Here is a 23,222-nt window from a genome sequence, read left to right on the forward strand (position 1 = left end):
CGCCGTATAATCTCGGCAAACCGGCAGGATCTGCCGAACCACCTGTGAGGCGATTCCGGCTCGTCGATTCTTGCTATCGACGATGCGCATTCTGCAACTTCATCTGAATGTGCCGACCGAACCGCCTAAAGCGGCTTCAAGGACAGTTTCAGACGTCGTAGTTACAGTCCCGTAGACTGGGAAAGATATTCCAGTCACGAAGCATACAGCGGAGGCGGGGATGCCGTCAGGTTCTATTCAACCTTGAGACTTGCGTACTCTGGAGGAAGCGGCGGAAACTGTGGATTCATTTCCCTGAGAGTCGCTGCAATGACATTTGCGACCGCCCAGTTTCGATACCAGTTCTGATCGCTCGGAATGATGTACCACGGCGCATGTGTTGTGGAACAACGGGAAATTGCATCGCTGTACGCCTGCATGTATTCAGGCCATTGTTTGCGTTTTTCAATGTCGCTGATATTAAACTTCCAGTGCTTGGCGGGGTCCTGCAAGCGTTCCTGAAATGTTTTGCGTTGGTCTTTGAACGAAATGTGCAAGAAGAATTTGAGAACGTGCGTCCCCGTGTTGACGAGGTGCTTTTCGAAGTTATTGATGAGCTCGTACCTCTCTTCCCAAATGTTCTTCGGGACGAGTTTGTCCACGCGAACAACGAGAACATCCTCGTAATGAGAACGATTGAATAGCCCGATCATTCCGTTGCCCGGAACTTCCTTGTGGATCCGCCAGAGAAAATCGTGAGCGAGTTCTTCCTTCGAAGGTTCTTTGAAGGAGACAATCTTCATCCCCTGTGGATTGACCTCTTTGAATACGCTTCGAGTGGTTCCATCTTTCCCGCCGCCGTCCATCGCTTGCAGAATAATCAACAGCCGTTGGCGTCCTTCAGCGTACAATTTGGTTTGCAACTCGCTAATTTCGAGTTGAAACTGACTGAATTCCCGTTCCGCCTGATCACGGTCTTCATGGAAGTCTTTTCCACTGGTGGAGATTTCCGTGATGTCCACTGAACTTCCCGGGGTCACCTGATGCAACTTGACCATAAGTGGACCTTAAACTTGTTAACGGGAAACGTCACGAGAAGCAGCCCTCAATCGAGCGCCTGATCGAATGTAGAATCAGATGAATCTAAAGTGCAAACGGTCACTTTTCCGCTTAGAGCGTTCGGACAAAACTGATCTTGGCACGTTTTGAGGATTGTGGGAAGGTCTGGTTTTTCTGTTCATGGAGGAACCGACATGGCTGGCCAATTGCTCAGTGATGATTTGTGGAACGAGATCGAATCGTTCTTCCCAACCTACGAGTTCTCTCCCAAAGGGGGCCGACCTCCTGCGGAGAACCGCACCGTCTTCACCTGCGTTCTGTTTGTGCTCAAGACTGGGATCGCCTGGGAAGACCTGCCACTGGAGCTGGGCTGTTCTTACAAGACCTGCTACCGGCGGCTTCGCCAATGGATCGATCTGGGAGTCCTGCAAGACATTCATCGCCACCTCCTCACGCAGCTCAACGCCGCTGGTCGCCTAGAACTGGCCGACGTGCTCATCGATGCTGGGTTGATTAAGTCCCCGCTGGGAGGACAAAAATCGGCCCGAATCCGACAGACCGCGGCCGCTGCGGCAGCAAGTCGCACCTGATGACCACTCACAACGGGATTCCATTGGCCAACACGCTCACTGCTGCCAATGTCCCTGATCTGAGACAACTTCTCCCGCTGGTGTTTCTGAAGTTTCCCAAGATTGGTGGCAAGCGAGGACGGCCACTGGACCGTCCCCGTAGCGTGATCGCGGACAAGGGCTACGACTGCCAGACCACCCGTGATCTTCTCGCCGTGGCCGGGATTGAAACGCACATCCCCAAGCGCGGAACGCGACAGGCCTCTTCTCTAGGCGGCAGCCGCTGGCCCGTTGAACGGACGATCGCCTGGCTCAAGCAGTTCCGTCGAATCCGGATTCGCTGGGACAGGCGGGAAGAGATCTTTCAGGCGTTTCATGACATCGCTAACTCACTGATCACCTGGCGATTCCTCAACGCCGATTAAGTTTTGTCCGCCGGCTCTAAGGAGGCTCGCCGCAACGGCATCGGATCCGCGACGCAGTGTGACGCATGCTCTGGAGTGAGAGTCAGTTCGTCTTCAACTTCAACGTGATCGGTTCCGAGGTGCTCTGAACTTCGTCGGCTCCAGTTTGTAGCTGGAAGATAGAAATCCCGAGTGGCGGCAATGTAATTACGATCGACTGTTCGTGGCCGTGCATTCCAACCGCTTGGGTCTCTGCTCCGCCACCAGTGCCGACGTCGGTACCGCCATACATCCAGGCATCGCTGTTGAAGATCTCTTTATAAGTCCCAGAATCCGGAACCCCGATTCCATACCCATTCCGTGGAACAGGGGTCATGTTGACCGCTACGATCAGCTTCTCTTTCTGTTCTTTTGAATAGCGGCAAAACGCATAGACGGAATTAGAGGAATCGTCGGCCTGAATCCAGGAGAATCCTTCAGGCGAACAATCGAGTTCATGCAACGCAGGATGGTTGACGACCAGCTCATTCAAATCTTTGACATACCGCTGGATGCCCGCATGGTTGTCCGCGGATTGCAGAGCCCAGTCCAGCTGACCATCATGGTTCCATTCGGTCCATTGTCCAAGTTCTCCCCCCATGAAGAGGAGAGACTTTCCGGGAGTGGTCGCCTGATATCCGAGGAGCAGTCGCAGGTTTGCAAACATCTGCCACAAATCGCCCGGCATTTGCGACAGAAGAGACTTTTTCCCGTGAACCACTTCATCGTGTGAAAGCGGAAGAACGAAATTCTCCGTGAACGCGTAGACGGAGCGAAACGACAGTTCATTCTGATGATGTTTACGATGAACCGCTTCGTGCCGCAAATAGCGCAACGTATCGTTCATCCATCCCATGTCCCATTTCATGGTAAACCCGAGTCCCCCGTCGTAGACCGGACGCGAGACACCTGGCCATGCTGTCGATTCTTCTGCGATCGTCAGAATTCCGGGGAATTCTCCGTGCAGCATTGTGTTCATATCTTTAAGAAACTGGATCGCTTCAAGATTCTCTCGTCCGCCGAATGTGTTCGGGATCCACTGACCTGAAGATCGCGAGTAGTCCAGGTAAAGCATCGACGCGACAGCATCAACGCGGATTCCATCGACGTGAAATTTATCGCACCAGAACCGGGCACTCGACAACAGGAAATTACGGACTTCGAATCGTCCGTAATTGAAGATGCAGGTGTTCCAGTCCGGGTGAAATCCTTGGCGGGGGTCTGCGTGTTCGTAGAGCGCGGTGCCATCGAAGTTCGCAAGACCGTGGGCATCATTGGGGAAATGCCCCGGAACCCAGTCGAGCAAGACGCCAATGCCAGCTTCATGGCATCGATCAACGAACTCCATAAAATCGTGAGGATTTCCGTAACGGGACGTGGCAGCGAAATAGCCCGTCGACTGATACCCCCACGAACCATCAAAAGGGTATTCCGTGATTGGCATTAGCTGCAGATGCGTGAACCCGAGTCTCTTGCAGTACTCGATCAACTGATCGGCAAGCTCGATGTATGAGAAATAACGTCGGCCATCAGTCGGACGACGCCATGAACCCAAGTGGACTTCATAGATCTGGACTGGCTTCTCGAACCAGTTCGTTCTTTGTCGCTCTTCGATCCACTTCTGATCGCGCCATTGGTGACCATTCAGGTCGAAAACGATTGACGCGGTCGATGGCGGATTTTCAGCGTAAAAGGCATAGGGATCCGCTTTCTGGAGAATTTCTCCTGTCGCGGTGCGGATGCTGTATTTATACGTTTCTCCGGGACGAACTCCGGAAATGAATCCTGTCCAGACCCCTTCCGGGCTGGAATTCAGGTAAAACGCACCATGCGTCCAATAATTGCTATCATTAATGACGCATACTTCCCGGGCATTGGGGGCCCAGACGGCGAAACGTGTCCCGAGCTTCGTTCCATCGTTGATGAAATGAGCTCCCATCCATTCATGTGCAGTGCAGTTCATTCCGCTCCTCATTGAAATACGCTGCGTTTCGAGGGACACAGTGGTCGGTTGACCAGACGTCTGCCGCATTCAAGCCTCATTACGGAATGATCGACTTCGACGATCATTGCGAACGCCGATCAAACCGCATTCTTAAAATTCGCAAGCCCACTCTGAGGCCACATATTGACGATGAAGTCGCTATTCTGGCCATAAAAAGAAGGGGTTCAATCAAGCTGATCCTCCCTTCTCGTTTCCACTTTAGACGTTCAAACTCTGATGCGGAATCCCATTTTTGTTCGATTTCTCAACGAATCGAAATCGCAATCGGCGTGAACGGTGCAGGTTGTATCCGCGAGCGGTGCAATTGTACGATGCATCCGGTTTCGCTTAGATTTTGCGAGATATCGATGTGTCGATTTTCGAGCCATTCATCAAGATCAGTCTTACTCATGACAGAGCACACTCCGACCTCGTTAGACAAGCAGCAAATTCAGGAGTTGATTCCGCACCGTCCCCCCTTTCTTTGGTTGGACGAAGTCGTCGAACTGCATGAGTCCTCATTAAAGGCTCGCAAGCTCATTGAGCCAACACTGGATGTTTTCCAAGGACATTACCCTGCATTTCCCGTTCTGCCGGGTGTTTTACAGTGTGAAGCTGCATTCCAGGCAGGTGCGGTGTTGATCGCATCGAGATTCCCGCCTGCTCCGGGACAGGTCCCGGTTGTCACCCGTCTGAATCAGGTCCAATTCCGCAAGATGGTGACGCCCGGACAAACAATCGACATTGAAGTTGAGCTGACCGAGAAGGTCGCCAACGCTTACTTCCTGAAAGCGAAGGTCTCCGTCGACAAGCAGGTGACCGTCCGTCTGGAATTCGCCTGTGCACTTGCTGATCCCTCAAACTGACGTTCAAAAAAGCCCACCAAAAGGCGTCGAATCATGTTGCTGCGAAGTCTGATGATTTTGTCGTTGATCCTCGTCGGCATCGGTCAATCCGACTGCCTGAAGGCGCAAGATGCTCCTGTCTTCAAATCGGGAGCAGCAGAGCGGGACATCACACCTGAGATCGGAATGGAAGAGCCGGGCGGGTACGGAAAGTCCTACCACCGGACGCTCCATGACCCCTGCAAGGTGCGCGCGGTCGTTTTTGCAGACGAGAACAAACGAGTCGTCATCGTGAGCATTGACGCGATTGCCATTCGGAGAGACACAGTTCTTTCGATGCGCAAAAGAATTGAAGCCGAGACCGGAATTCCCGGAGAAGCGGTGATGATTCACGCAACTCATTCACATTCCTCAGGGCCGCTGGCCATCTTCTTGCCCGGTGATTTTGATGGCGAATCCGATTTCGTAAAATCACTGGCCTACGAACATTCCACAAATGCAGATCCAAAATACGTGAAGCGCGTGGAAAATCAGACGGTCGATGCGGTCGTTGAAGCAAACACGAAAGCCGTTCCCAGCAAATGCAGCGTCGGTTCAGGCCATGAAGACAAAGTCTCCTTCAATCGCCGATTTTTCATGCAGAGCGGAATCGCTTTTACCCACCCGGGAGTTGGAAATCCCGGAATCATTGAGCCGGCAGGACCAATTGATCCAGAAGTGGGAGTCATCGGCTCGTGGAATGAAGAAGGCCAACTGACCTCCTGTGTCGTGAACTTTTCCTGCCACGCGACAACCAGTCCCGGAGGAACTTCCGCGAGTTACCCGTACTACATCGAACAGGTTTTGCGCGGAGTGTTTGGACAACAAGTCATTGTTGTCTTTCTTGCAGGAGCATCCGGAGACGTTACGCAGGTCGACAACCGCGCCAAAGAGGTCTCCCCGAAACCTGAACAGTGGGCGAAACTCGTCGGAGGTTCGATCGGGGCAGAAGCGGTCAAGGTTCTCTTCCAGACAGAACCCGGCGACCTGACCCCGCTCGCTTATCGGTCTAAAACCTGGACCATTCCACGCCGCAAGCCAAGCGAAATTCGACTGAAAAAAGCGATTGAGTTGGCGAAGCAGTCTCAACAGGCGGTCGGTCATGCTGAATGGACGTTTGCCAAAGAAACAGTGTTGCTCGACGCAATTCTTCGTAAGGAACCTGAGGCTGAAGTCGAAGTTCAGGCGATTCAGGTTGGCCCCGTACTACTCGTCAGCGACCCAGCTGAGTTCTTTTGTGAACTCGGACTGGAAATCAAAAAGGGAAGCCCGTTTCGTTATACGTTCCCAGTCTCTCTGGCGAATGGTTGCGTTGGCTACGTTCCCACTCCCGCTGCATTCGGTGAGCGAGGCGGCGGCTACGAAACCCGCCTGACTTCCTACAGTAATCTGGAGGTGAACGCCGGGCAGCAGATCGTTGATGTCTCGGTGGAATTAGCAAAGCAATTCACTCCGGGTGCAGTTCCCAGCCGACCAGCACCGCCTCCTTTTCAAGATTCTCCCTGGAGCTACGGCTCAGTTCCTCCGCAAGTCGAATAGGTCCGTGTGGGTCGTCTTCGATTGACTTCCCTCGGACCGTCGATGGTTGAACAACACGCAAAATAAAAAGGCTGTCGATTTCATACCGAAATTGGCAGCCTTTTTTTACTTCCTCAATCCGCCATCTCTTTGGGTCGCCATGTGTCGATGTGGCGGAGGAATTCCAACTCACAGGATTTCGCCTCCACACTGAGTTCGCAGACGGCAATCGCACCTGTCGGCATTCGTATGGGAACTTGAGAGACGACCTGAAGAAGTTCTTCTAACCCCGGATTATGACCAATCACGATCGTCGTTTGATGTAACTGCAGCGTCGACAGGAAACGCCGCCAGATAGCAACGTCCGCGTGATAAAGTTCCGGGCGAGCCTCAATCGATGCGACCTCACATTCAGCAGCGATGATCGTTGCAGTCTGAAACGCTCGAAGAGCGGACGAAGAGATGATGCTCAGCCGGTGTTGGTAGCGTCGCTTCAACAATCGACTCATCTTCATTGCCGCAGTGCGACCACGCTCGTTGAGCGGTCGATCATGGTCATCCAAATCTGGATTGTCCCAGCAGGACTTCGCATGCCGCATCAACAAGAGTTGGCCCTGTCCGTGTTGACTCTCGACGCCTGACATCAACGCCTCTTCCCGATGGGCAATTGGATTTGTCTTGACGACAGAAACATGTGGTAAAAAGCAAAACGGCCCGAATGAATTCTGCGACAGCGCAGACATTCATCGGGCCAATTCAATCTCAAAACAAACTACTCAGCAACAGCTGGTTTCAAACTCTTCAAGCGAACGCTACGAATCTGAACTTTGGATGGAGGACCTGCATGCAACTGAATGGCGAGAACGCCTTCAGCACTGTTGCCGGGGACCTGTGCATCGTCCAGATCAATCGTGACGGCTCCGTCGAGTGCGTGTGTAATGTGAGTTCCCTTGGCGGTGATCACCAATTCATGCCATTGTGAGAGATCGACTGGATCAAACTTACCGGGAAGAGCTTCAACAGTCTTATTTCCGGACTGATCGATGACAACCTTCTGGCCACGCTCAGCAATAATTCCGCGTCCGCGCTCTTCATAGAGCATCGCTGTGTAACTGGCCGCTGGGTGCAGGTCTGCCTGATATCCGCCAACAACCCAATCACCTTGATCGTTCAGACGCTTGGAACGATATTGAACTCCGGAATTGTTGTCGCCTTCAAAACGAAATTCGATTTTCAGTTCGAAATCATTCAGTTCGCCACCGGTCCAGATCAGAAACTGATTGTACTTCATCGTCCCATCTGAGACGCCGGTCAGAATTCCATCTTGCACGGACCATTGTTCCGGATTCCCGTCCCAACCAGTCAGATCTTGACCGTTGAAAAGGTCTTGATAGCCATCCTCAGCACGGGCAGTCGAGATAAGACTGCAAAGCAGCGTCAAAGCCAGTGCCTGGCTGAACAAATTGCATGATCTGCGAATGCAGTTCATTCGAGTCCTCGTTTTTATGAAGGTGGGAAATGAAATCGATCGATGGAACTCGCGCGAGTTCTGTTCACAATCAACAAAATGATATCAGAACAAGTCAATCGATTCAGCGAATCCAGCAAAAGAAATCACGGTACACAAAGAACTCGCCTCAGTTTTCGTTGAATTTGAACATCATTTACAAGTGGAATGAGGAAGTAGCCAAATGAAGCAGAGATTAAGGGTTCTCCAGAGGAATCAGCGGGGATCGCTGAATGAGAGATTCGAGCGATGACGAAATTTCCACAACGCGGCGGGTATGCTGTTCCAGCTCATTTCTGAATTCTTCCGTCGTCCCTTTATAGCCGAGACGGCGAACCAGAAATGTAAACTCTTCGCTAAGCAAAGGAGGAATGGCAAGGTCGCTGGTATCGCCTCTTACCACTCTTAACGCATCAATAACGCGTCGCCAGAATCGGTAGGCATCCCGAAGCTGAACCCGATCAGTTCCTGTCAAAATGCCGTATGCCTCTAACGCCTTCATCGCTTCGCGGGTATTTTGTTCTCTCAGTGACCCATCGAGATGCCCGAAAGTGACTTGCAAACCTTGAATCAGATATTCGCAGTCCACAAGTCCCCCGGGGCTCAACTTCGCGTTGAACGTGCCTGCATGGACTAACTGCCGGATCTGCTTTTCACGAATCGCTCGCATGGCGCGAACGTCAAACGGCTCTCCTCTGTAAATGAGTTGATCTCGTGTTTCTTCGATCAACTTGCCGAAATCGGCGTCTCCTGAAAACGCTCGCAGTCGGACCAAAGCTTGGCGTTCGTATGGCCACGCTGGCCCCTGCGGAGCGAAATATGTCTGAAACGATTCCATTGAAACAGCGAGTGCGCCCGCTCTCCCGTAAGGGCGCAATCGAAGATCGATTTCAAAGATCCCTTTGCGTTTACAAATGATCGTTTGCTGAAAATTCTGGATGAGACGTTGATAAAACTCAATCACAGAGATGGACTGTGGGCCGTCCGTTTGTCCATCCGAATCGAACACAAACATCAATTCGATGTCAGAAGCATAGCCGAGTTCACTTCCTCCAAACTTGCCAAGGGCACAGACAGCAAATTTTGACCGGGCGCCGTTGGATTGAATCGGATTTCCGTGGATCGCGATCAGGTCTTTCATGCACAGCAAGACAGCTGAATTGACCACAACCTCCGCAACGCTCGTCAATTCTCGACCAAACATCCCAAACTTGGTCTGAAGTCCGAGGATGTGCCGCATGTCCGCACGCATCATCTCACGATCTTTGAACGCGTTCAGAGCTCTGACCTTGGATTCGAAAGTGTCTTCTTGACGGAGAATTTCATCGGCTTCCTCGTCCAGGGCTTCACGCTCCCGGGGGAGCTGTAAGCCAGCAACGTTTGTAACCACAGGAAAGAGATTCTCGTGCTGAAGTCGAAGGAAGTCGTCCCAAAGGAAATTGCTGATTCCAAGCAGTTTCGCCAACGCAATCAACACCTCTGAATCTTGCAGCGGGCTCAATTGCTCCAGCCAGTTCTCCTGTTTAAAGAGATTTTCGAGAAACTGCTGAAAATGGAGCAGTGCCGATTCAGGATTGGGTGATTTGGGAAGCAGGTGCGTGAAGTGCTTGATCAAAACTATCGCAGCCCTCAACTCATTGAGTCGTGAGGGATTCAAGAGTCCAACCTGTTTTTCGTCGACCACGTGAAGCGTATCGATGACCCGATTTCCGACAGTGCTGATAGTCATTCGTTGAATCGATAATCCGCTCACTGCGATCGCGTTCGTCAGTTCGTACAAGAACCCCGGAACGTCTTCACTCCGAATGTGGAGAACCGTGACGTCACTACCTGGAGTCTGATCAATCGAAATCTCGACAGGGAGAAGCCGAAGCGATTTAACTTGAGCGCCATCCAAGGCCGATGCAACCAAACCTGCCAATCGACCTTGCGAAACTGTCACGCCATGCAGCTCAGTTGTATGGAGTTGCTCTTTGATTTCCGTTTCAATTTGAGCCCAATATCGATCTTCATCGACGATCGCAGGTCCGCGCGACGTCCTCTTGAGCAGAAAAGCGGCCAGAAATTTTCTCGCGTATCTTTTGTCCGAATTCCGTGATTGGATCTCGCTGCTCGGAGAGCCATCAGAAGCATTCAAGTCTTGTGCGAGACCAGGATCAGCAAAGACGTTGCCTGAAACGATGTCGAATCCATTTACAAACAGTAAACCGCAGATCGCAGAGAGCAGACCAATTTCATCACGACCGACAAACGTGACTCGCCGCGTTGATTCGTCTTCAAAAGTGGCATGAATTCGCAGCGGATGCTCATAGTTAATCGTCCGGAGCATGGCAGCGTGGAGAGAATCGTGATCCGGTGAAAAATGATCCGGATAGTCCTTGGAAATGCTGCCGAAAATGGAACTCTCGACCTCTTGTGGTGTTTCAGGCTGCAAGAGGGGATGGGTATCGAAATCAAGATAGCGTTCGAACACCTCCCGGACTGCTTTCGAGTGCAATTCATACTGCTGCACAAACGTCTCTGCATCCGGAAAATCGAGTCGCCCCGCGAGATAAGCGAGGCCCCGTTCCGTCGTGGGAAGTTGATGCTCCTGAATATTGTGCATGAGCTGCAATGTGTGCTCGACCGTCCGCTGGAAGAGATATCCACCAGTCAGCCGCCGATATTCTTCCGGGAAAATGAGATTTGCTTCGGAGAGTCGAATCAAACCTTCAAGAGTATTTGTCGTTCGAATCTCGGGACGTTCTGCTCCGTGAATGAGCTGAAGAAACTGTGTGACAAATTCAATGTCCCGAATCCCACCGGGTCCGACCTTCACTTCTCCCCAAACGCGTCCCTTCCGATTGAGATGAGACTCAATCTTTCGTTTCATTTCCCGGACGCTCTTACGGGCGTCTGCAATCTTGATTTCGCACAACGACGGACCAATTCGCTGCAGCAACGCCTCTCCGACGGAAAGGTTTCCTGCAATCGGTCGAGCCTTCAGCAGCGCCTGCTTCTCCCAAAGTTGCCCGTGCTTTCGATGGTACTCGATATAGGCGTCGACCGAAGTCACCAATGCACCTGCATCGCCCCAAGGACGAAGTCGCATATCGACTCGATAGAGAAAACCTGCCTGTGTTGAGGCAGAGAGAATCTGGATCAGCTTCTGACTGAGCCCCCAGTACTTCTCGGGAGAGGAATTGCAGACAAACACCAGATCGATATCCGAGCTATAATTCAGCTCCTCACCGCCCAGTTTTCCCAATGCAAGGACCGCGAATTCCGATGAGTCGACACCTTCGTGATAGGAGACTGAATCGAGCGACACCTGAACAATGGCATCGGCCAGCAAGGCCAGTTGCAAGGTGACGGTTCTCAGGTCCATCAAACCAAACGAATCGCAGGCCGCCAGTCGCAGGAGTTCCCATTGCTGACATCGCCGAAGCTGATCCATCACATCTGCTGGCGAAGCAGTAATATCGACTTGTTTTTTTATCTGGTCGAAGAACTCGTTGCGACTCCTGAACTCAGCCAGCCGTTTGTGAAAGGTCAGTTGGTCAAGATACTGCGGTTGCCGAATGAGGATTTCGGTCAGGTACTGACTTCCAACGAAGAGCTTTACCAGAATCTCGATGGTCCGAGGGCGCTCAGAAAGCCTCTGAAACAGATCTTCGCGATCTTCAGAACACTCCACGAATCGCTGAAGATTCAGTAGAGAGCCATCCGGAGTGACCGAGTCGGCGAAAGCCTGAAACAACGAAGGAAGAATCTTCGCGAACAGGTATCGTTGAGTGTCTGACTGACAGAGTGAACGAAGCTTTTTTATCGCTCCGGTAAAGTCCTCAAATCCGATCTGCTCCAGTTCACTGGTTAGCTCAGGGGAGAGTGCTTCTTCTCCAACAAGCAACGTCATCGCAGTGAGATGGTCGAGTAGCATCAAGGGGCCTCTTTCAGACCGGCGAGAAGAAGGTTTCCTCAGCCGGGCAGTGTGAAAGGAGGATCAGGCTGTCACGCGAATCGATGATTCGCGTCAAGGGAATCAGCCTCATTCCCTTGTGGAGAATGAGGCTGGAATGAAAGACTCAACGATCCGAGGAAACTGGATGATGAGTTAGTCGATTGGACAGTAGGGTGCCACAGGATGTGAATCGATGCGAGGAGTCACACCACCCTGCAGTTTTTTGATCGCTTCCGAAACCTGTTGAATACTCTTTTCATTCTCATGAATCGTGAGTTCAAACCGGGTCGTGTAGGTTTGGCCAGGCTCGAGTTGGATGACACGGCCATGATGGCGTTCAAATGTCTTGAAGTTCGGGAAGTTGGTTGCAGGTTCGAGTCCAGCAACGTAACCACCGCGTTCATCCTGAGTACATTTCCAAAACGCGAAGCAGGGGAGTTCCTTCTTGTTGAAACGCATCTCCACTGCGGATTTTCCGGACGGCTTTTTGAAGAGAACTCGCGTCTCGCCGGCATCGTCGCTGAGCAACTTGTAGTAGAAGACCTGCTCAGCGAATCCCGGAGTGGGGCCCTCGCAATGTGGATACGTTGCGATCCCTTCAGCAGCCTGCGCATCTCGTGGAACAATTCGTTCGGCAGGGGCTTCCAGAACGGTGCCAGCTTCGAGAAACGGGCGACCGATATTCGTGTGATACAAGAGTTGATAGTCCGTCGTTTCCGGACCAACATTTGTCACTTCATCGACAATAGTAAACGAATTGCTGCCGATCTTGGATGTGAGAGTACTTTTCAGACTCAGTTGAGGTCCGAAAATCGTGCGTTCTTCAACTACGCCTGATACGCCAATCTGTTCGGCCTCTTCATCGACGAAGAGCTCAATCTGGCTGGCGGGCATATTTGCAATTCGACCATGCAACGTAATGCTCGATTCCAATGGACTCCGGGCTCCTTCATCGTGTCCAGGAGGTCCGTTGAATGCGAGTCCGCAGCGGCAGATCAGTTCGTTGAAACCCTCCAGCCAGCCGAGTCCGTTGCGGTTGTGAAGATTCACGTATTTTGGATGAACCGGAAGTGCATTGGGGGCATTCCAGCCAAGGGTGGTCTCTTCAGTGCTCGCTCGCCAGACTCCCATTCCGCGTGTCGGAAGTACGAGGATGGAAAGCGGACCGTTACAAACTTCAATGACTTCCACATCCGATGAAAGGCCGCTCCAGAATCGGCCCATGCGAATCCCCCAGTCATTACGACCAGCGATCTTCTTTTGAGACTCCCCATCCAGCAATGTCTCCATTTCTGGCAGTTGATCATTGTTCAGCGAGGCGTCTAATTGAATGCGTGTCGTGGGCATGAATCTATCCTGGGATCGAATCAGAAGTGTTGGTCTCACTTCAACCTGTTGTCTGGTTCGACGTCCTAACCGAGGCGAACGTCAATCTTCCAACAAAGTGGATTATGCGGTTGAAGTGATTCCCTGAACCAGATCTTACAGGCCGGCATTCCGGGATGCCATGCGTCGCTGTGAATCTGTTCACGCGAGTTTTCAGCGTCAACACGCCGAATTGATCGCCGCTGATTACGTCGTCGAGACAACGGGATTTGTGTGTCCACAATGTTCGCATGACGGGAGCAGTGAGGCACGGATGCGGCCGCACTCGCTGCAGGTTTCGTAGAGCTTCGTGCTGCAACTCGGACAGGAGTAGGGCTCATCGGCCGTCTCACCGGAATTCGCAGCAACAGAAATCTTCTTAACTGTTCTGCGTGTCCAATACAGGTATTTCAACGGTCCGCGGCGAATTGGAAAGCTGCAGACCGGACACAGAAACGTTTCGTATGCTTCCCGGAACTGACGGAGCAGGAACTCTGGTGCCGGTTTGGAGATGGAGCGAATCAAACTGACGAGGACACGGCTCACGATGACAAGAAAAGTGATGATCAGAAAATATTTAAACGCCCTGGCTGGCAAGTGTTCATGCATCACCTGCATGGCTTTGATGCTCGCAGCCACCGCGATAGCAACAAACACTGGCAAAAACAGGCTATTGCGGTGGACGTAAAAGAGTCGAAGCGAAAACAACAGAATTGGAATCAGAATGGCAAGTTTCGCGGCGCAGACACCGAGCGAGTGTCGTCTCAATTGAGTCGCGTACTCATCGCGAATCGGCTGCCGAGCATCGACTAACTTCTTCGCCAAAATCTCAGATTCGTTGTTTAACTCTCGTTGTGTCGCTTTGAGCTCACCCACTCGAATCGAAAGATCTTGATATTGCTGCTGATTGGAAAGAAAGATCTCCTGGCTTTTGGCAAGTGCCGTCTGCTCCTCTGAAGTCGGTGTCACTGCGTTTTCGAGACTCTTCTCCTGAAACCGGAGCAACTGATTCATCGTGATCTGAGCGTTTGAAGTGCTGTCACGAAGGAGTTCCTGTTTTGTCGTTTCAGATTGAAGCTCCCGTCCATTCTCAGCGATTAATGCCTGTAACTCCACTTCCCGATCCAGAAGTGAGCCATCAATCTTATCCTTTTCTATCAGGGAATAGTCCGGTCTGGCGATGCTGTTGAGATCTTGGAGAACGAAGCCCAGGAGCCAGTAAATCAAGACGGCCAAGCAGACGCAAAAGAATCGAATCAAAAAGCGTTGCAGCCACGTTCCCCGAGTTTCGATCGCAGCCATAGGGTTGTCCTGATAGAAAAAGAGGCCCGCACTCGAATCGAGCGCGGACCTCTCATTTCTACATCGACATCACGTTGAAAGCAATTCTCGCCAGAAACGCCAATGTCAGCGGTGAATGAGCAGATCGCCACTCACTCGCTGAAATCGAGACTTCAGAAACTGTCGCCATATTTCTGACGCATTTTGGTGAGAACGTCCGAGCGTTCCTGCGTGAGCAACTGCCAAACCTCATCTCGCTGCTGAGCGCCGGCAGCGATTGCAGCAGCCTGATTCTCGCGGACCTGTTGCAGATTAGATTGAGTGTTCACTGAAGGGGCCGAATAACCAACTCCACCCCAGATATTGACTGACGCCCACCCTGGATTGAAATCTTGCTGAACCGTCAAAGTTTTTTGGTGGAGGTCGACCTGCATCTGCTGGCCTCGAAGTGATCGACTCAAACCTCGCAACTTGGTTGCAACATCACCCGCATATTGAATCAACTCGGGATCTACTCCCTTCACCGAGAGATCTTCAATCTTGGAAGCGAACTGTTCATGCCAGAGTGCAGTTCGTGAAATGTCATTCGAACGCTGCGCGGAACGAGCAAGGTTATTGACGATCTTGTCGATCTGATCAAAGTACTTTCGCGAATCACTGGCATTCACTCCCGAAGCGGACGGTGAGGCTCCGGCAACTTGTTGGTGGTTGCTCTGCTGGTGCGTCGGAGGTGCCCCGAGCAGGGAGATAATGCGACTGAAGCTGTCTTCTGAAAGATTCGCTTTCAGCCTAAACGATTTTCCATCCGGCGTCGCCTGGCTCGCGTCGAAATCGTCAATGGATGCTCCAAGATCGGTGATGATTCGCGAGAAAAACTGCTTCAGGACAGGTGCATTGTTCCCAACGTTAAGCCCGAAGTCGAACCGCAATTCAGATGTGATCAGCTTGCCAACGGTGGCGGTGAACGTCACTCCTCGCAGCGTATTCAGAATCTGATGGACTGATTCGATCTGGTCTGGCTTCCCTTTGAGTTCGGGCATCAGTTCGAGGTAAGCAGCTGAAATGACTGGATCAAGAGCGTCTTCGAGATCCATTGCCAAAATCAAATGGCCTGAAGTGAGAGCAGCCGTCTCCAGATACTGTGAGCGGAGACCAGTCGTCTTGTACTTCAGGTCACGAGCCCATCGAACAGCCTCCTGTCGTGCTCCCGGTCGCCAGACACCCAATTGACCATGAGCGAGCTCCAGCAGATAGGAGTTGGTCTGAGTACGAAGCGCGGGGTAATCGACGAGAGTTTCGAGCGTGGAGTTTTCGCTTTCTGAAATCGCTTTCAACGTCACTTCATCGGGAACGCTCATCACGCCGGCTCCCCAGATTTCATCCAGTTCGAGCGGACGAACGAAAAAGCCAATCGTGAGAGATTTCACCCAGGAGGGAATTCCACCAGCACCACTGAAAAAGTTCTCGTCAGCGGCTTTCGCCCAATCCTCTTTGACGGCACGCTCTGATTGAAGAATTTGGTCAATGCGAACAATAGCGAGCGCATTCGAATCTCGCGGCAGTAGTTTGACCCGGTCTGAGGCTTCATCCGCGAGAAGAGGTGTCGCCATCCCAATAAGACAACCTACAACAAGACTGCGCACTGAGGCAGAGTTCAAAACGGGAATCAATGAGAACCTCAATAATCGATTCATTGGTGGCTCGCAGGTAAGCGGGATGTGAGAACTGTCAAATCGCTCATCGTCCCTGTACTCTAAAATTCCAGCTCGGCGATTGAAAAGCCGATGGCGCCGTTTTTGAGCGATCTCGGCTGAGGCGACGGAAATTTCAGTTACAACCCGCATCGCGATGACGTGGAATCGTTCAATCGCAAGACGGTTCCCAACCAGAGCAGTGAGGTGAGCTGCAATTCTGCAAGCTCCCTCAAGTTCGCAGCGAGAGTGCCTCAATCCATTCAATTCGGACGCTGGTCAGTCCTGATTGACGACAGGGTGAATGAATGCCTGCGGATTGCTCCGTGCATATTCACCAATCTTAACTTGCAGTTCTTCGCCTGCAGCGAAGTATTCATCATCCAATGGATCGAGTTGACGCTCCATGTCTTCGCGAAACTTCTTGGAGTACTGAAACTCTTCAAAGCTCTTTTTGACTACTCGGCACCGGGCAGGGAGGTACACAGCGACGAACTCTTTCCAAACCTCGCATGCTTCTTCTAGCACGGAGCGAATTCGGTCTGCCTTGATGGTTCGCAGATACTCAATAACTTCGTTGACCTCAGAGAACGTCCCATCGTCATTCGTTACGTCGCCAAAATATCCCCATAGACCGCCCCCCTGAATCGCGAGATCCATGTTGATAATGGGAAGAAGCTGCTTCAGGCCGGGCGGAAAGTCAGGCGGAGCAGAACCGTTCACTCGACTCCGATTTTCATTGATATAAAAACAAAGATCAGTGAAGAGGTTACGACTGCTCTGGAGCAATTCCGGCGTAATGGCTTTAGGGATCATTGGAAACTGCGAATTGGCAAGAGTCCGGACGGGAAGTTGGCTGCAGGGTGCATCTTAGCAACGCACTGTTTGTACCGCACTACGCTTTTCTGACTCGAATTTCCTGATCGAAAGCCCGGAACAATCGAGCAATCAACTCACCCAGTTCAGACTTCCAGGACTCCTCACGCGGATGAATGGCGTCCCGGTAGTGAATCCCTCCTCGCGAAGCGACTTCAACCGGGCCCGAAGAGTTACACGAGAGAACACAACAGCACATAAACAACGCGAACACAATCACTTACAACAACGCAGAAGGTAATCCCAGTGGGGCAGTGCTGTTCACGGGGTGAGTTGCGGAAACCCGATGGAGCGGCCGTAGAGAATCATGAGTTCAGCTGGAGTCCAACCATAGGAACGCTGCAGGCTGTCCTCCCAGGGGAGGCCCTCTTTGATCCCGTTGAAGAAGTGCCTGAACTGATCGGGATTCTGTCGAATCATGAAATCGACGAGTCCCATTGAGACTCCATATTGCCATCCATCAATGGATGTTGCTTCGAACAAACCTCCGAGCGAGCCAGTTTGACTTAGTCGTTGCTTCGCCTCCGCCAACCGAAGCCTGAAACTGTCGCTCTGTGGGACAACCTTCTGCGCAATCCATTCTGCCATCCCTTCATTGACCCAAGTTGGAGCAAATTTGGAGGTGTAGTATCGGTGAACGTACCCATGTGACGTCTCATGCACCAAGACCGCCCCGAAGCGGGCCGCATCGTCTCCGCGATAGCAACTGATAATCACCTGGCCAGTCGTATCGGAGTGACAGAGCCCTGCCGCGTCGGCGGCATTGGTGTTGTTCATGAATTGCTGCTCGAACGCAAGAAACGAGGCTCGCTGAGCAAAGGCAATGACAACACATTTTCCTTTCCAGACGTTGTGACCTGCGGGAAATCCAAATGCATTTCCCAGCATCTCGTTCATTTTATCGAGATGTGCGATGTAGGGCCCAACTTGATTCAGTGGCATGTCCGTCAGAAAGAGGAAGTACTTCGTTTCAGTCAGGTGCAGCGGAAGATTGCTGAAAAATTCAGTCACCCTCTTCAGGTATGCCTTGTGATCTTCAATGTGAACCCTCTGTTGTTCATCGGAGTAGATGTCCCAGACAGCAAATGGCAGTTGCAGCTGGGATTTCACCTGAGTGAGTTTCGCATCCAGATCCTGAATGGCTGCTGCGTTTTGCGTTGCCAAAAAGGTCACGCCAAGCTCTCTGCCATCAACTTTGATTCGATGGACCTGCTTCACCGGCAACCGCTTTTCCTTCTTTTCCCCTTCTTCTGAGTAGACAAAAACCTTGATCCAGTTCGGATCTTTGGCGGGCACCAACTCTTTCAAGGTGACATTGGAGACGATCTTGCCATTCTGCAACACGAACTCGACCTGTTTCTCGATGAACACATTGAGGTCATCCGCACTGAGGCGATGTTCAGCTGCGATCCGCTCAAGTGGCGGAATCGGGCGGTTTGCTCCTTTCGTCCCCTGCGCACGGAGAACCGTGTCTGACGAATCAAGAAAACAAATCAACGACACGATCAAGAACATCGCAGTCGCTTTAGGCCTGAAGATCGCAGTGAATTCAGACACGGCTTGGCTTTCCATCGAAAATTTTCTGGGAGAATTCACGTCACAGAAGAACCACCGGAAAACAAGCGGCAGGATGACACCTCTCCAATTGGGAGTGATTCGATCCCGACGTGTGCCTGCTGAAAATCATCAAACGGAAATCGCTATGAAAATGGTCCCGGCAACAAGGAAGATTGTTGTCGGCATTCACAAAACGTTCTCACGAATGTGCTGGCTGCAGATCACGAGAAAATTATACCCCTCCGGTTCTTGTCATCGCAAGAAGGAGCAGAGAGAGAGAGGAGCGGCGAACTGAAGAGAGCAGCCAAGTCAGCCTGATAATTCAGAGTTTGTCGGCAGCGAACGAGACGCTCCGACCGAGTCGGCGTCCGATTCAGGATGACTCGCATCGCTGAACCTCAGATTAGACGAGTTCCTCAATAAGCGAACGGATCAATTCAGCGTCGATTTTCTCAATCTTCTCAATCTCCGCTGTGAGCGCTGCCAGATCAGCAATCTGCTGCATTTTACGCAGGCTACCATTCGAAGCTTCAACGGCAGCGTCGACCCCCGCTTGAGTGAGATACGGGGAACTTTCGCATTCCGCCATCGTGTTTGCCAGAAGCCGACCGACTTCACGCGTGGCGAGCGGTTTGAGTTCCACACGCAGCCAAAAATGACGGCCAAGGAATGCGGTCCATGCGGACGTTGGTTCTGGCACTCCAGCGAATATCCACGAGCAACTTGATCCGAAATTCTCGATCAACCGACTTAACGGAGCAACCAGCGATTCCTCAGCTCGGTCGAGATGATCAACCAGAATGACGAGTCGACGTGAGAGGCGACGAGTCGATTCGGCGTACTCCTGCAGCCACGACCATAGCTCAATGGAATCGGTGTGATGAGGTAACCCAGCCCCCAGACGGGTGCTGATGAGCGTCGGGAGTTCCGAGGAGGAAACACCACTCAGATTAACGGTCAGAACAGTCAGACCTTCGCGTCGGAGTGACTCCCCCAATTCAGCGAGCGCCAGACTTTTTCCGGAACCGGCACTTCCACTGAGAAGCCCGCAATGTCCCGTCTGCGCTAGGTAACGCAATCGCTCCATCGCTTCGGAACGGTAAGTGGCATCTACACTACTCTGACGCCGCGGCGTAATTGTCCCAAGGGTATCCATCGACGCGATCTTTTCTGGCGTATTCTTTACCCGCGAACCCTGTTTGCTTTGATTCCATTGCTGAATTCGTTCGAGCTCCCGGGCAGCCAGAAACTCAAGTTCCGGATCGTAGTATTCGGGAACGAGCAGTCGGAATGTTCGTTCACTTGGCTGAAATGGGATAGAAATTTGTGCGCTGCCAGAAACGTGTCGAATTCACATCAGGGAACCTCTCCCAAATAGTCTATCGACGTGACAGATTCCCCCCATGAACCTGTTTTCGGGATCAACCAGTTCCTACTCACCTATTCGCCAAATTCAACGCCCCACGAGACAGATTCATTCAAGTTTTGACAAAGACACCGACTCGACTCCAGCAAGAGATGCCGACTACACTGCGCGCTGACACCCTGAAACTGTCGACGGAGACGCAATGGCCACCAAGACGAAAATGCGCAAGGAAGACCTCCCTGCAGGCGAAGTTCTCTGCAGCTACTGTACAGCGAAATGCTGTCGCTACTTCGCCTTTCCGATCGATGAGCCCAAGAAACGGGAAGACTTCAGCTATCTGCGATGGTTTATGCTTCACGGTCGAGTGGGTGTTTTCATTGAAGATGGTGTCTGGTATCTAATGGTGTACGCAGACTGCAAACACCTACGGGAAGACAACTTGTGCGGAATCTATGAGGACCGGCCAGACATCTGTCGCAGCTATTCGACCGACAACTGCGAGTATGAAGACGACGCGTTGTACGAAAAGTACTTCGAAACCCCCGAACAACTCTGGGAATACGCACTCTCTGTCATGCCATCTGACAAAGGACATCGTTTCTCCACAGCGGAGGTCTCAGCGACTACAATCGCCCTTCCAGTCATCGGCTAACCCGTAGATCCGATGCGTCGTGGCGATTGCCCCCGGGCTGATCGCTGAAGGTCGATATGACTCGCGACATCTGGTCATTGCCATTTCCTATCAGCCCTGAATTCAGTAGCTCCCGTGTCCAACGAACTGATCAAACCGCAGACGCTCAAAGGTTTCCGAGACTTCATGCCCGAAGCGATGCTCGCTCGAGAGCATCTGATGGAAATCGCACGGCGCGTTTATCGCAGCTATGGATTTGTTCCCATTGATACTCCGGCGCTCGAATACGCCGAAGTACTACTGGGCAAAGGGAGCGACGAAACCGACAAGCAATTGTTCCGGTTTACCGATCAGGGGGATCGGGACGTGGCAATGCGTTTCGACTTGACTGTCCCCTTCGCCCGATTTGCCGCAGCGAACATCGGTGTGGTGGGAACACCTTTCAAGCGTTACCACATCGGAACGGTCTGGCGTGCAGAGAAACCCCAGAAAGGGCGGTTCCGCGAATTCATGCAGTGTGACTTCGACACGATCGGAACCGAAGCGAATGCATCCGATATCGAAACCCTGATGGTCATTCACGACCTGATGGAAGCGATCGGATTCACCGGCTTCACCATTCGCGTGAACCATCGCCAGTTGCTCAACGGCGTTCTTGAGAAGTTCGGGTTGCTCGAACATTCCTCCAAGGTGCTGCGTGCCCTGGACAAGCTCCCCAAGATCGGTCGGGAAAAAGTGATCGACGAGATGGTGCAGAACGTGGGAATCACATCCGACGTCGCTGCCCAGGTCCTCGATTTCGCTGCCATGACAGGATCTCCAGCAGATATCCTGAATCAGTGTGAAGCAATTCTGGATGGCAACGAGCGTGGCATGGAAGGGGTAACCAAACTGCGCGAGCTCTTCGACGTCTGCAAAACTGCTGGCATTAGCGAAGATCGTGTCGCGTTGGATGTCTCGATCGCACGTGGCCTCGACTACTACACAGGGATGATCTACGAGACGTTCCTCACAGATCTCCCCGGGATCGGCAGCGTCTGTTCCGGAGGTCGTTACGACAACCTCGCGGGAATCTTCACGAAAGAAAAGCTCCCGGGAGTTGGGGCAAGCCTCGGGCTCGATCGCCTGCTCGCCGCGATGGAAGAATTGGGCCTGATTCAGGGTGCGAACCAGTCCGCTCAGGTCCTCATTGCGATGTTCGATGAGACTCGACTCGGGGACTATGTTCGCTTGGGACGTACTCTGCGACGATCGGGAATTTCCGCGGAAGTCTACCCGATGGCAAGGAAGCTCCAGAAGCAATTGCAGTACGCAAACCGCAAACATTTCCGGGCCGCCGTGATCGCGGGGTCTCAGGAATTTGAACGCGGAATCTGGACTGTGAAAGATCTGGAAACCGGAAACCAGGCAGAGGTGAGCGATGGCGAACTCGCAGCTCATTTGCACCGAATTCTCTCCACTTAACCCCTGTATCAGGGGCCAGGAAGCTGTTGATCAAGTACTCGCGGTAACTCATTGCGATTCTCCAACAAGTTCGAAAGAGAACTGCACAACTCTCGCTGGAACTTCTTTGAATCGGCTATCCTCAGCTTGATGTTTGTGTTTGAATTGTGCATTGCAGATTCCGAGCGTGTCATTGGACGTCGGTGCATTTGTCCATCAAACCCACAGTAGGAGTTTTCAGGTGCCATTGCTTGGATCCCATTTGTCAATTTCAGGGGGCTACTACAAAGCAGCGGAAGCCGCAGCAGCTTTCGGAATGCAAACAGTTCAGATCTTCACAAAGAACAATAATCAATGGCAGGGGAAGCCGCTGTCTGATGAAGAGATTCGTCAGTTCAAAGCTGCCATTAAAGTTCACAAACTCCAGTCTCCCTGTTCGCACGACAGTTATCTGATCAATCTCGCCAGTGCGGACGATGAGCTTTGGAATAAATCGCTCGATGCGTTCGTCATTGAGCTGGAGCGAGCTGAAGCACTCGGGCTGTCCGGTGTGGTGATGCATCCGGGCTCTTATCTCAAGACGAGCGAGGAGGAAGGGCTTCAACGAATCATCAAAGCCCTCGATGAAGCACATCGTCGCACAAGCGGATTTGCTGTTCAGACCTGGCTTGAAGTGACTGCCGGGCAAGGAACCAATCTCGGGTATCGTTTTGAGCACCTTGGAACGATCATCAAAGAGTCAACGAGTTCAGATCGTTACGGGGTCTGTCTTGATACGTGCCATATGTTCGCTGCCGGTTATGGCTTGAAGACCCGCTCTGAATACTACAGCACGATGCAACAGCTCGATGAGCATGTCGGGATCGACCGGGTGAAAGCCTTCCACCTGAACGACAGCAAGAAGGATCAGGGGAGTCGAGTCGATCGCCATGAACACATCGGCGAGGGATTTCTTGGTCTGGAGCCGTTTCGCTTCGTTTTGAACGATCCCCGGTTCAAGGGGCTTCCGATGTACCTGGAAACAAAAAAAGAGAAGCGGGATGGGGAAGAGATGGATGCTGTGAATCTCAGAATACTTCGATCACTCATCGCAAAGTGACAGGATGCGAACTTTCCAGTAATCCGCCCT

Annotated in this window: 18 protein-coding genes; 7 read left to right on the plus strand and 11 right to left on the minus strand. The window is 52.1% G+C overall.

The window, feature by feature from the left end; translation table 11 throughout:
• Positions 1 to 233: 233 nt before the first annotated feature.
• Positions 234 to 1,037 (minus strand): polyphosphate kinase 2 family protein, encoded by an 804-nt coding sequence (locus SH668x_RS02125; protein ID WP_437187051.1) that lies wholly within the window; start codon positions 1,035 to 1,037, stop codon positions 234 to 236.
• A gap of 195 nt (positions 1,038 to 1,232) precedes the next feature.
• Here SH668x_RS02125 and SH668x_RS02130 point away from each other — a divergent pair, with 195 nt between their 5' ends.
• Both SH668x_RS02130 and SH668x_RS02135 read left to right on the plus strand, forming a co-directional pair.
• Complete coding sequence (locus tag SH668x_RS02130) at positions 1,233 to 1,628, plus strand: transposase (RefSeq protein ID WP_437185515.1); 396 nt, start codon at positions 1,233 to 1,235, stop codon at positions 1,626 to 1,628.
• Positions 1,628 to 2,032 (plus strand): transposase, encoded by a 405-nt coding sequence (locus SH668x_RS02135; RefSeq protein ID WP_437185516.1) that lies wholly within the window; start codon positions 1,628 to 1,630, stop codon positions 2,030 to 2,032. The genes SH668x_RS02130 and SH668x_RS02135 overlap by 1 nt, the downstream gene beginning before the upstream one ends.
• An 82-nt stretch (positions 2,033 to 2,114) precedes the next feature.
• On the opposite strand, the gene glgB is transcribed toward SH668x_RS02135, so the two are convergent.
• Positions 2,115 to 4,082, minus strand: coding sequence for a 1,4-alpha-glucan branching protein GlgB (gene glgB / locus SH668x_RS02140; protein ID WP_437187052.1), 1,968 nt, complete (start codon positions 4,080 to 4,082; stop codon positions 2,115 to 2,117).
• Positions 4,083 to 4,444: 362 nt separating this feature from the next.
• Between glgB and SH668x_RS02145 the strand changes: the two genes are divergently transcribed.
• Both SH668x_RS02145 and SH668x_RS02150 read left to right on the plus strand, forming a co-directional pair.
• Positions 4,445 to 4,900 (plus strand): 3-hydroxyacyl-ACP dehydratase FabZ family protein, encoded by a 456-nt coding sequence (locus SH668x_RS02145; RefSeq protein WP_437187053.1) that lies wholly within the window; start codon positions 4,445 to 4,447, stop codon positions 4,898 to 4,900.
• A gap of 33 nt (positions 4,901 to 4,933) precedes the next feature.
• On the plus strand, positions 4,934 to 6,457 hold the full coding sequence (locus tag SH668x_RS02150) for a hypothetical protein (protein ID WP_437187054.1): 1,524 nt from the start codon (positions 4,934 to 4,936) through the stop codon (positions 6,455 to 6,457).
• Between the two features lie 113 nt (positions 6,458 to 6,570).
• Here the strand turns inward: SH668x_RS02150 and SH668x_RS02155 are convergent, their stop codons facing one another.
• The 9 genes from SH668x_RS02155 to SH668x_RS02195 form a co-directional block, all read right to left on the minus strand.
• The gene (locus SH668x_RS02155) at positions 6,571 to 7,179 is read right to left on the minus strand and encodes a SixA phosphatase family protein (protein WP_437187055.1); all 609 of its coding nucleotides are present in this window, start codon (positions 7,177 to 7,179) and stop codon (positions 6,571 to 6,573) included.
• Positions 7,180 to 7,208: 29 nt separating this feature from the next.
• On the minus strand, positions 7,209 to 7,925 hold the full coding sequence (locus SH668x_RS02160) for a 3-keto-disaccharide hydrolase (RefSeq protein ID WP_437187056.1): 717 nt from the start codon (positions 7,923 to 7,925) through the stop codon (positions 7,209 to 7,211).
• Between the two features lie 214 nt (positions 7,926 to 8,139).
• Positions 8,140 to 11,862, minus strand: coding sequence for a glutamine synthetase adenylyltransferase (locus tag SH668x_RS02165; protein WP_437187057.1), 3,723 nt, complete (start codon positions 11,860 to 11,862; stop codon positions 8,140 to 8,142).
• Positions 11,863 to 12,036: 174 nt separating this feature from the next.
• The gene (locus SH668x_RS02170) at positions 12,037 to 13,230 is read right to left on the minus strand and encodes an aldose 1-epimerase family protein (protein ID WP_437187058.1); all 1,194 of its coding nucleotides are present in this window, start codon (positions 13,228 to 13,230) and stop codon (positions 12,037 to 12,039) included.
• A 225-nt stretch (positions 13,231 to 13,455) separates the two neighbouring features.
• The gene (locus tag SH668x_RS02175; protein ID WP_437187059.1) at positions 13,456 to 14,550 is read right to left on the minus strand and encodes a hypothetical protein; all 1,095 of its coding nucleotides are present in this window, start codon (positions 14,548 to 14,550) and stop codon (positions 13,456 to 13,458) included.
• 152 nt (positions 14,551 to 14,702) lie between these two features.
• Complete coding sequence (locus tag SH668x_RS02180) at positions 14,703 to 16,139, minus strand: hypothetical protein (RefSeq protein WP_437187060.1); 1,437 nt, start codon at positions 16,137 to 16,139, stop codon at positions 14,703 to 14,705.
• 360 nt (positions 16,140 to 16,499) lie between these two features.
• Entirely contained in the window at positions 16,500 to 16,943 is a 444-nt protein-coding gene (locus tag SH668x_RS02185; protein WP_437187061.1) for a DMP19 family protein, read from the minus strand.
• Positions 16,944 to 17,357: 414 nt separating this feature from the next.
• Positions 17,358 to 18,653 carry a hypothetical protein gene (locus tag SH668x_RS02190; RefSeq protein ID WP_437187062.1) on the minus strand — a complete coding sequence of 432 codons (1,296 nt, stop codon included), beginning with the start codon at positions 18,651 to 18,653 and terminating at the stop codon, positions 17,358 to 17,360.
• A 403-nt stretch (positions 18,654 to 19,056) separates the two neighbouring features.
• On the minus strand, positions 19,057 to 19,809 hold the full coding sequence (locus tag SH668x_RS02195) for an AAA family ATPase (protein ID WP_437187063.1): 753 nt from the start codon (positions 19,807 to 19,809) through the stop codon (positions 19,057 to 19,059).
• 412 nt (positions 19,810 to 20,221) lie between these two features.
• On the opposite strand from SH668x_RS02195, the gene SH668x_RS02200 reads away from it, so the two are divergent.
• The 3 genes from SH668x_RS02200 to SH668x_RS02210 all read left to right on the plus strand — a co-directional run bounded on the left by SH668x_RS02200 (position 20,222) and on the right by SH668x_RS02210 (position 23,192).
• Positions 20,222 to 20,671 (plus strand): YkgJ family cysteine cluster protein, encoded by a 450-nt coding sequence (locus SH668x_RS02200; protein ID WP_437187064.1) that lies wholly within the window; start codon positions 20,222 to 20,224, stop codon positions 20,669 to 20,671.
• A gap of 126 nt (positions 20,672 to 20,797) precedes the next feature.
• On the plus strand, positions 20,798 to 22,114 hold the full coding sequence (hisS, locus tag SH668x_RS02205) for a histidine--tRNA ligase (protein WP_437188502.1): 1,317 nt from the start codon (positions 20,798 to 20,800) through the stop codon (positions 22,112 to 22,114).
• A gap of 220 nt (positions 22,115 to 22,334) precedes the next feature.
• Positions 22,335 to 23,192 carry a deoxyribonuclease IV gene (locus tag SH668x_RS02210; protein ID WP_437187065.1) on the plus strand — a complete coding sequence of 286 codons (858 nt, stop codon included), beginning with the start codon at positions 22,335 to 22,337 and terminating at the stop codon, positions 23,190 to 23,192.
• Positions 23,193 to 23,222 lie beyond the last annotated feature (30 nt).

It is taken from the genome of Planctomicrobium mucosum, from assembly GCF_051466335.1.
Lineage (GTDB): Bacteria > Planctomycetota > Planctomycetia > Planctomycetales > Planctomycetaceae > Planctomicrobium.

Bases quoted from the DNA above. Each gene is read 5' to 3' on its own strand.
- SH668x_RS02180 (WP_437187060.1), bottom strand. From the start codon at position 16,139: ATGGCGACACCTCTTCTCGCGGATGAAGCCTCAGACCGGGTCAAACTA.
- SH668x_RS02135 (WP_437185516.1), top strand. From the start codon at position 1,628: ATGACCACTCACAACGGGATTCCATTGGCCAACACGCTCACTGCTGCC.
- SH668x_RS02195 (WP_437187063.1), bottom strand. From the start codon at position 19,809: ATGGATACCCTTGGGACAATTACGCCGCGGCGTCAGAGTAGTGTAGAT.
- glgB (WP_437187052.1), bottom strand. From the start codon at position 4,082: ATGCGGCAGACGTCTGGTCAACCGACCACTGTGTCCCTCGAAACGCAG.
- SH668x_RS02175 (WP_437187059.1), bottom strand. From the start codon at position 14,550: ATGGCTGCGATCGAAACTCGGGGAACGTGGCTGCAACGCTTTTTGATT.
- SH668x_RS02130 (WP_437185515.1), top strand. From the start codon at position 1,233: ATGGCTGGCCAATTGCTCAGTGATGATTTGTGGAACGAGATCGAATCG.
- SH668x_RS02200 (WP_437187064.1), top strand. From the start codon at position 20,222: ATGGCCACCAAGACGAAAATGCGCAAGGAAGACCTCCCTGCAGGCGAA.
- SH668x_RS02150 (WP_437187054.1), top strand. From the start codon at position 4,934: ATGTTGCTGCGAAGTCTGATGATTTTGTCGTTGATCCTCGTCGGCATC.
- SH668x_RS02125 (WP_437187051.1), bottom strand. From the start codon at position 1,037: ATGGTCAAGTTGCATCAGGTGACCCCGGGAAGTTCAGTGGACATCACG.
- SH668x_RS02160 (WP_437187056.1), bottom strand. From the start codon at position 7,925: ATGAACTGCATTCGCAGATCATGCAATTTGTTCAGCCAGGCACTGGCT.
- SH668x_RS02170 (WP_437187058.1), bottom strand. From the start codon at position 13,230: ATGCCCACGACACGCATTCAATTAGACGCCTCGCTGAACAATGATCAA.
- SH668x_RS02145 (WP_437187053.1), top strand. From the start codon at position 4,445: ATGACAGAGCACACTCCGACCTCGTTAGACAAGCAGCAAATTCAGGAG.
- SH668x_RS02155 (WP_437187055.1), bottom strand. From the start codon at position 7,179: ATGTCTGCGCTGTCGCAGAATTCATTCGGGCCGTTTTGCTTTTTACCA.
- SH668x_RS02165 (WP_437187057.1), bottom strand. From the start codon at position 11,862: ATGCTACTCGACCATCTCACTGCGATGACGTTGCTTGTTGGAGAAGAA.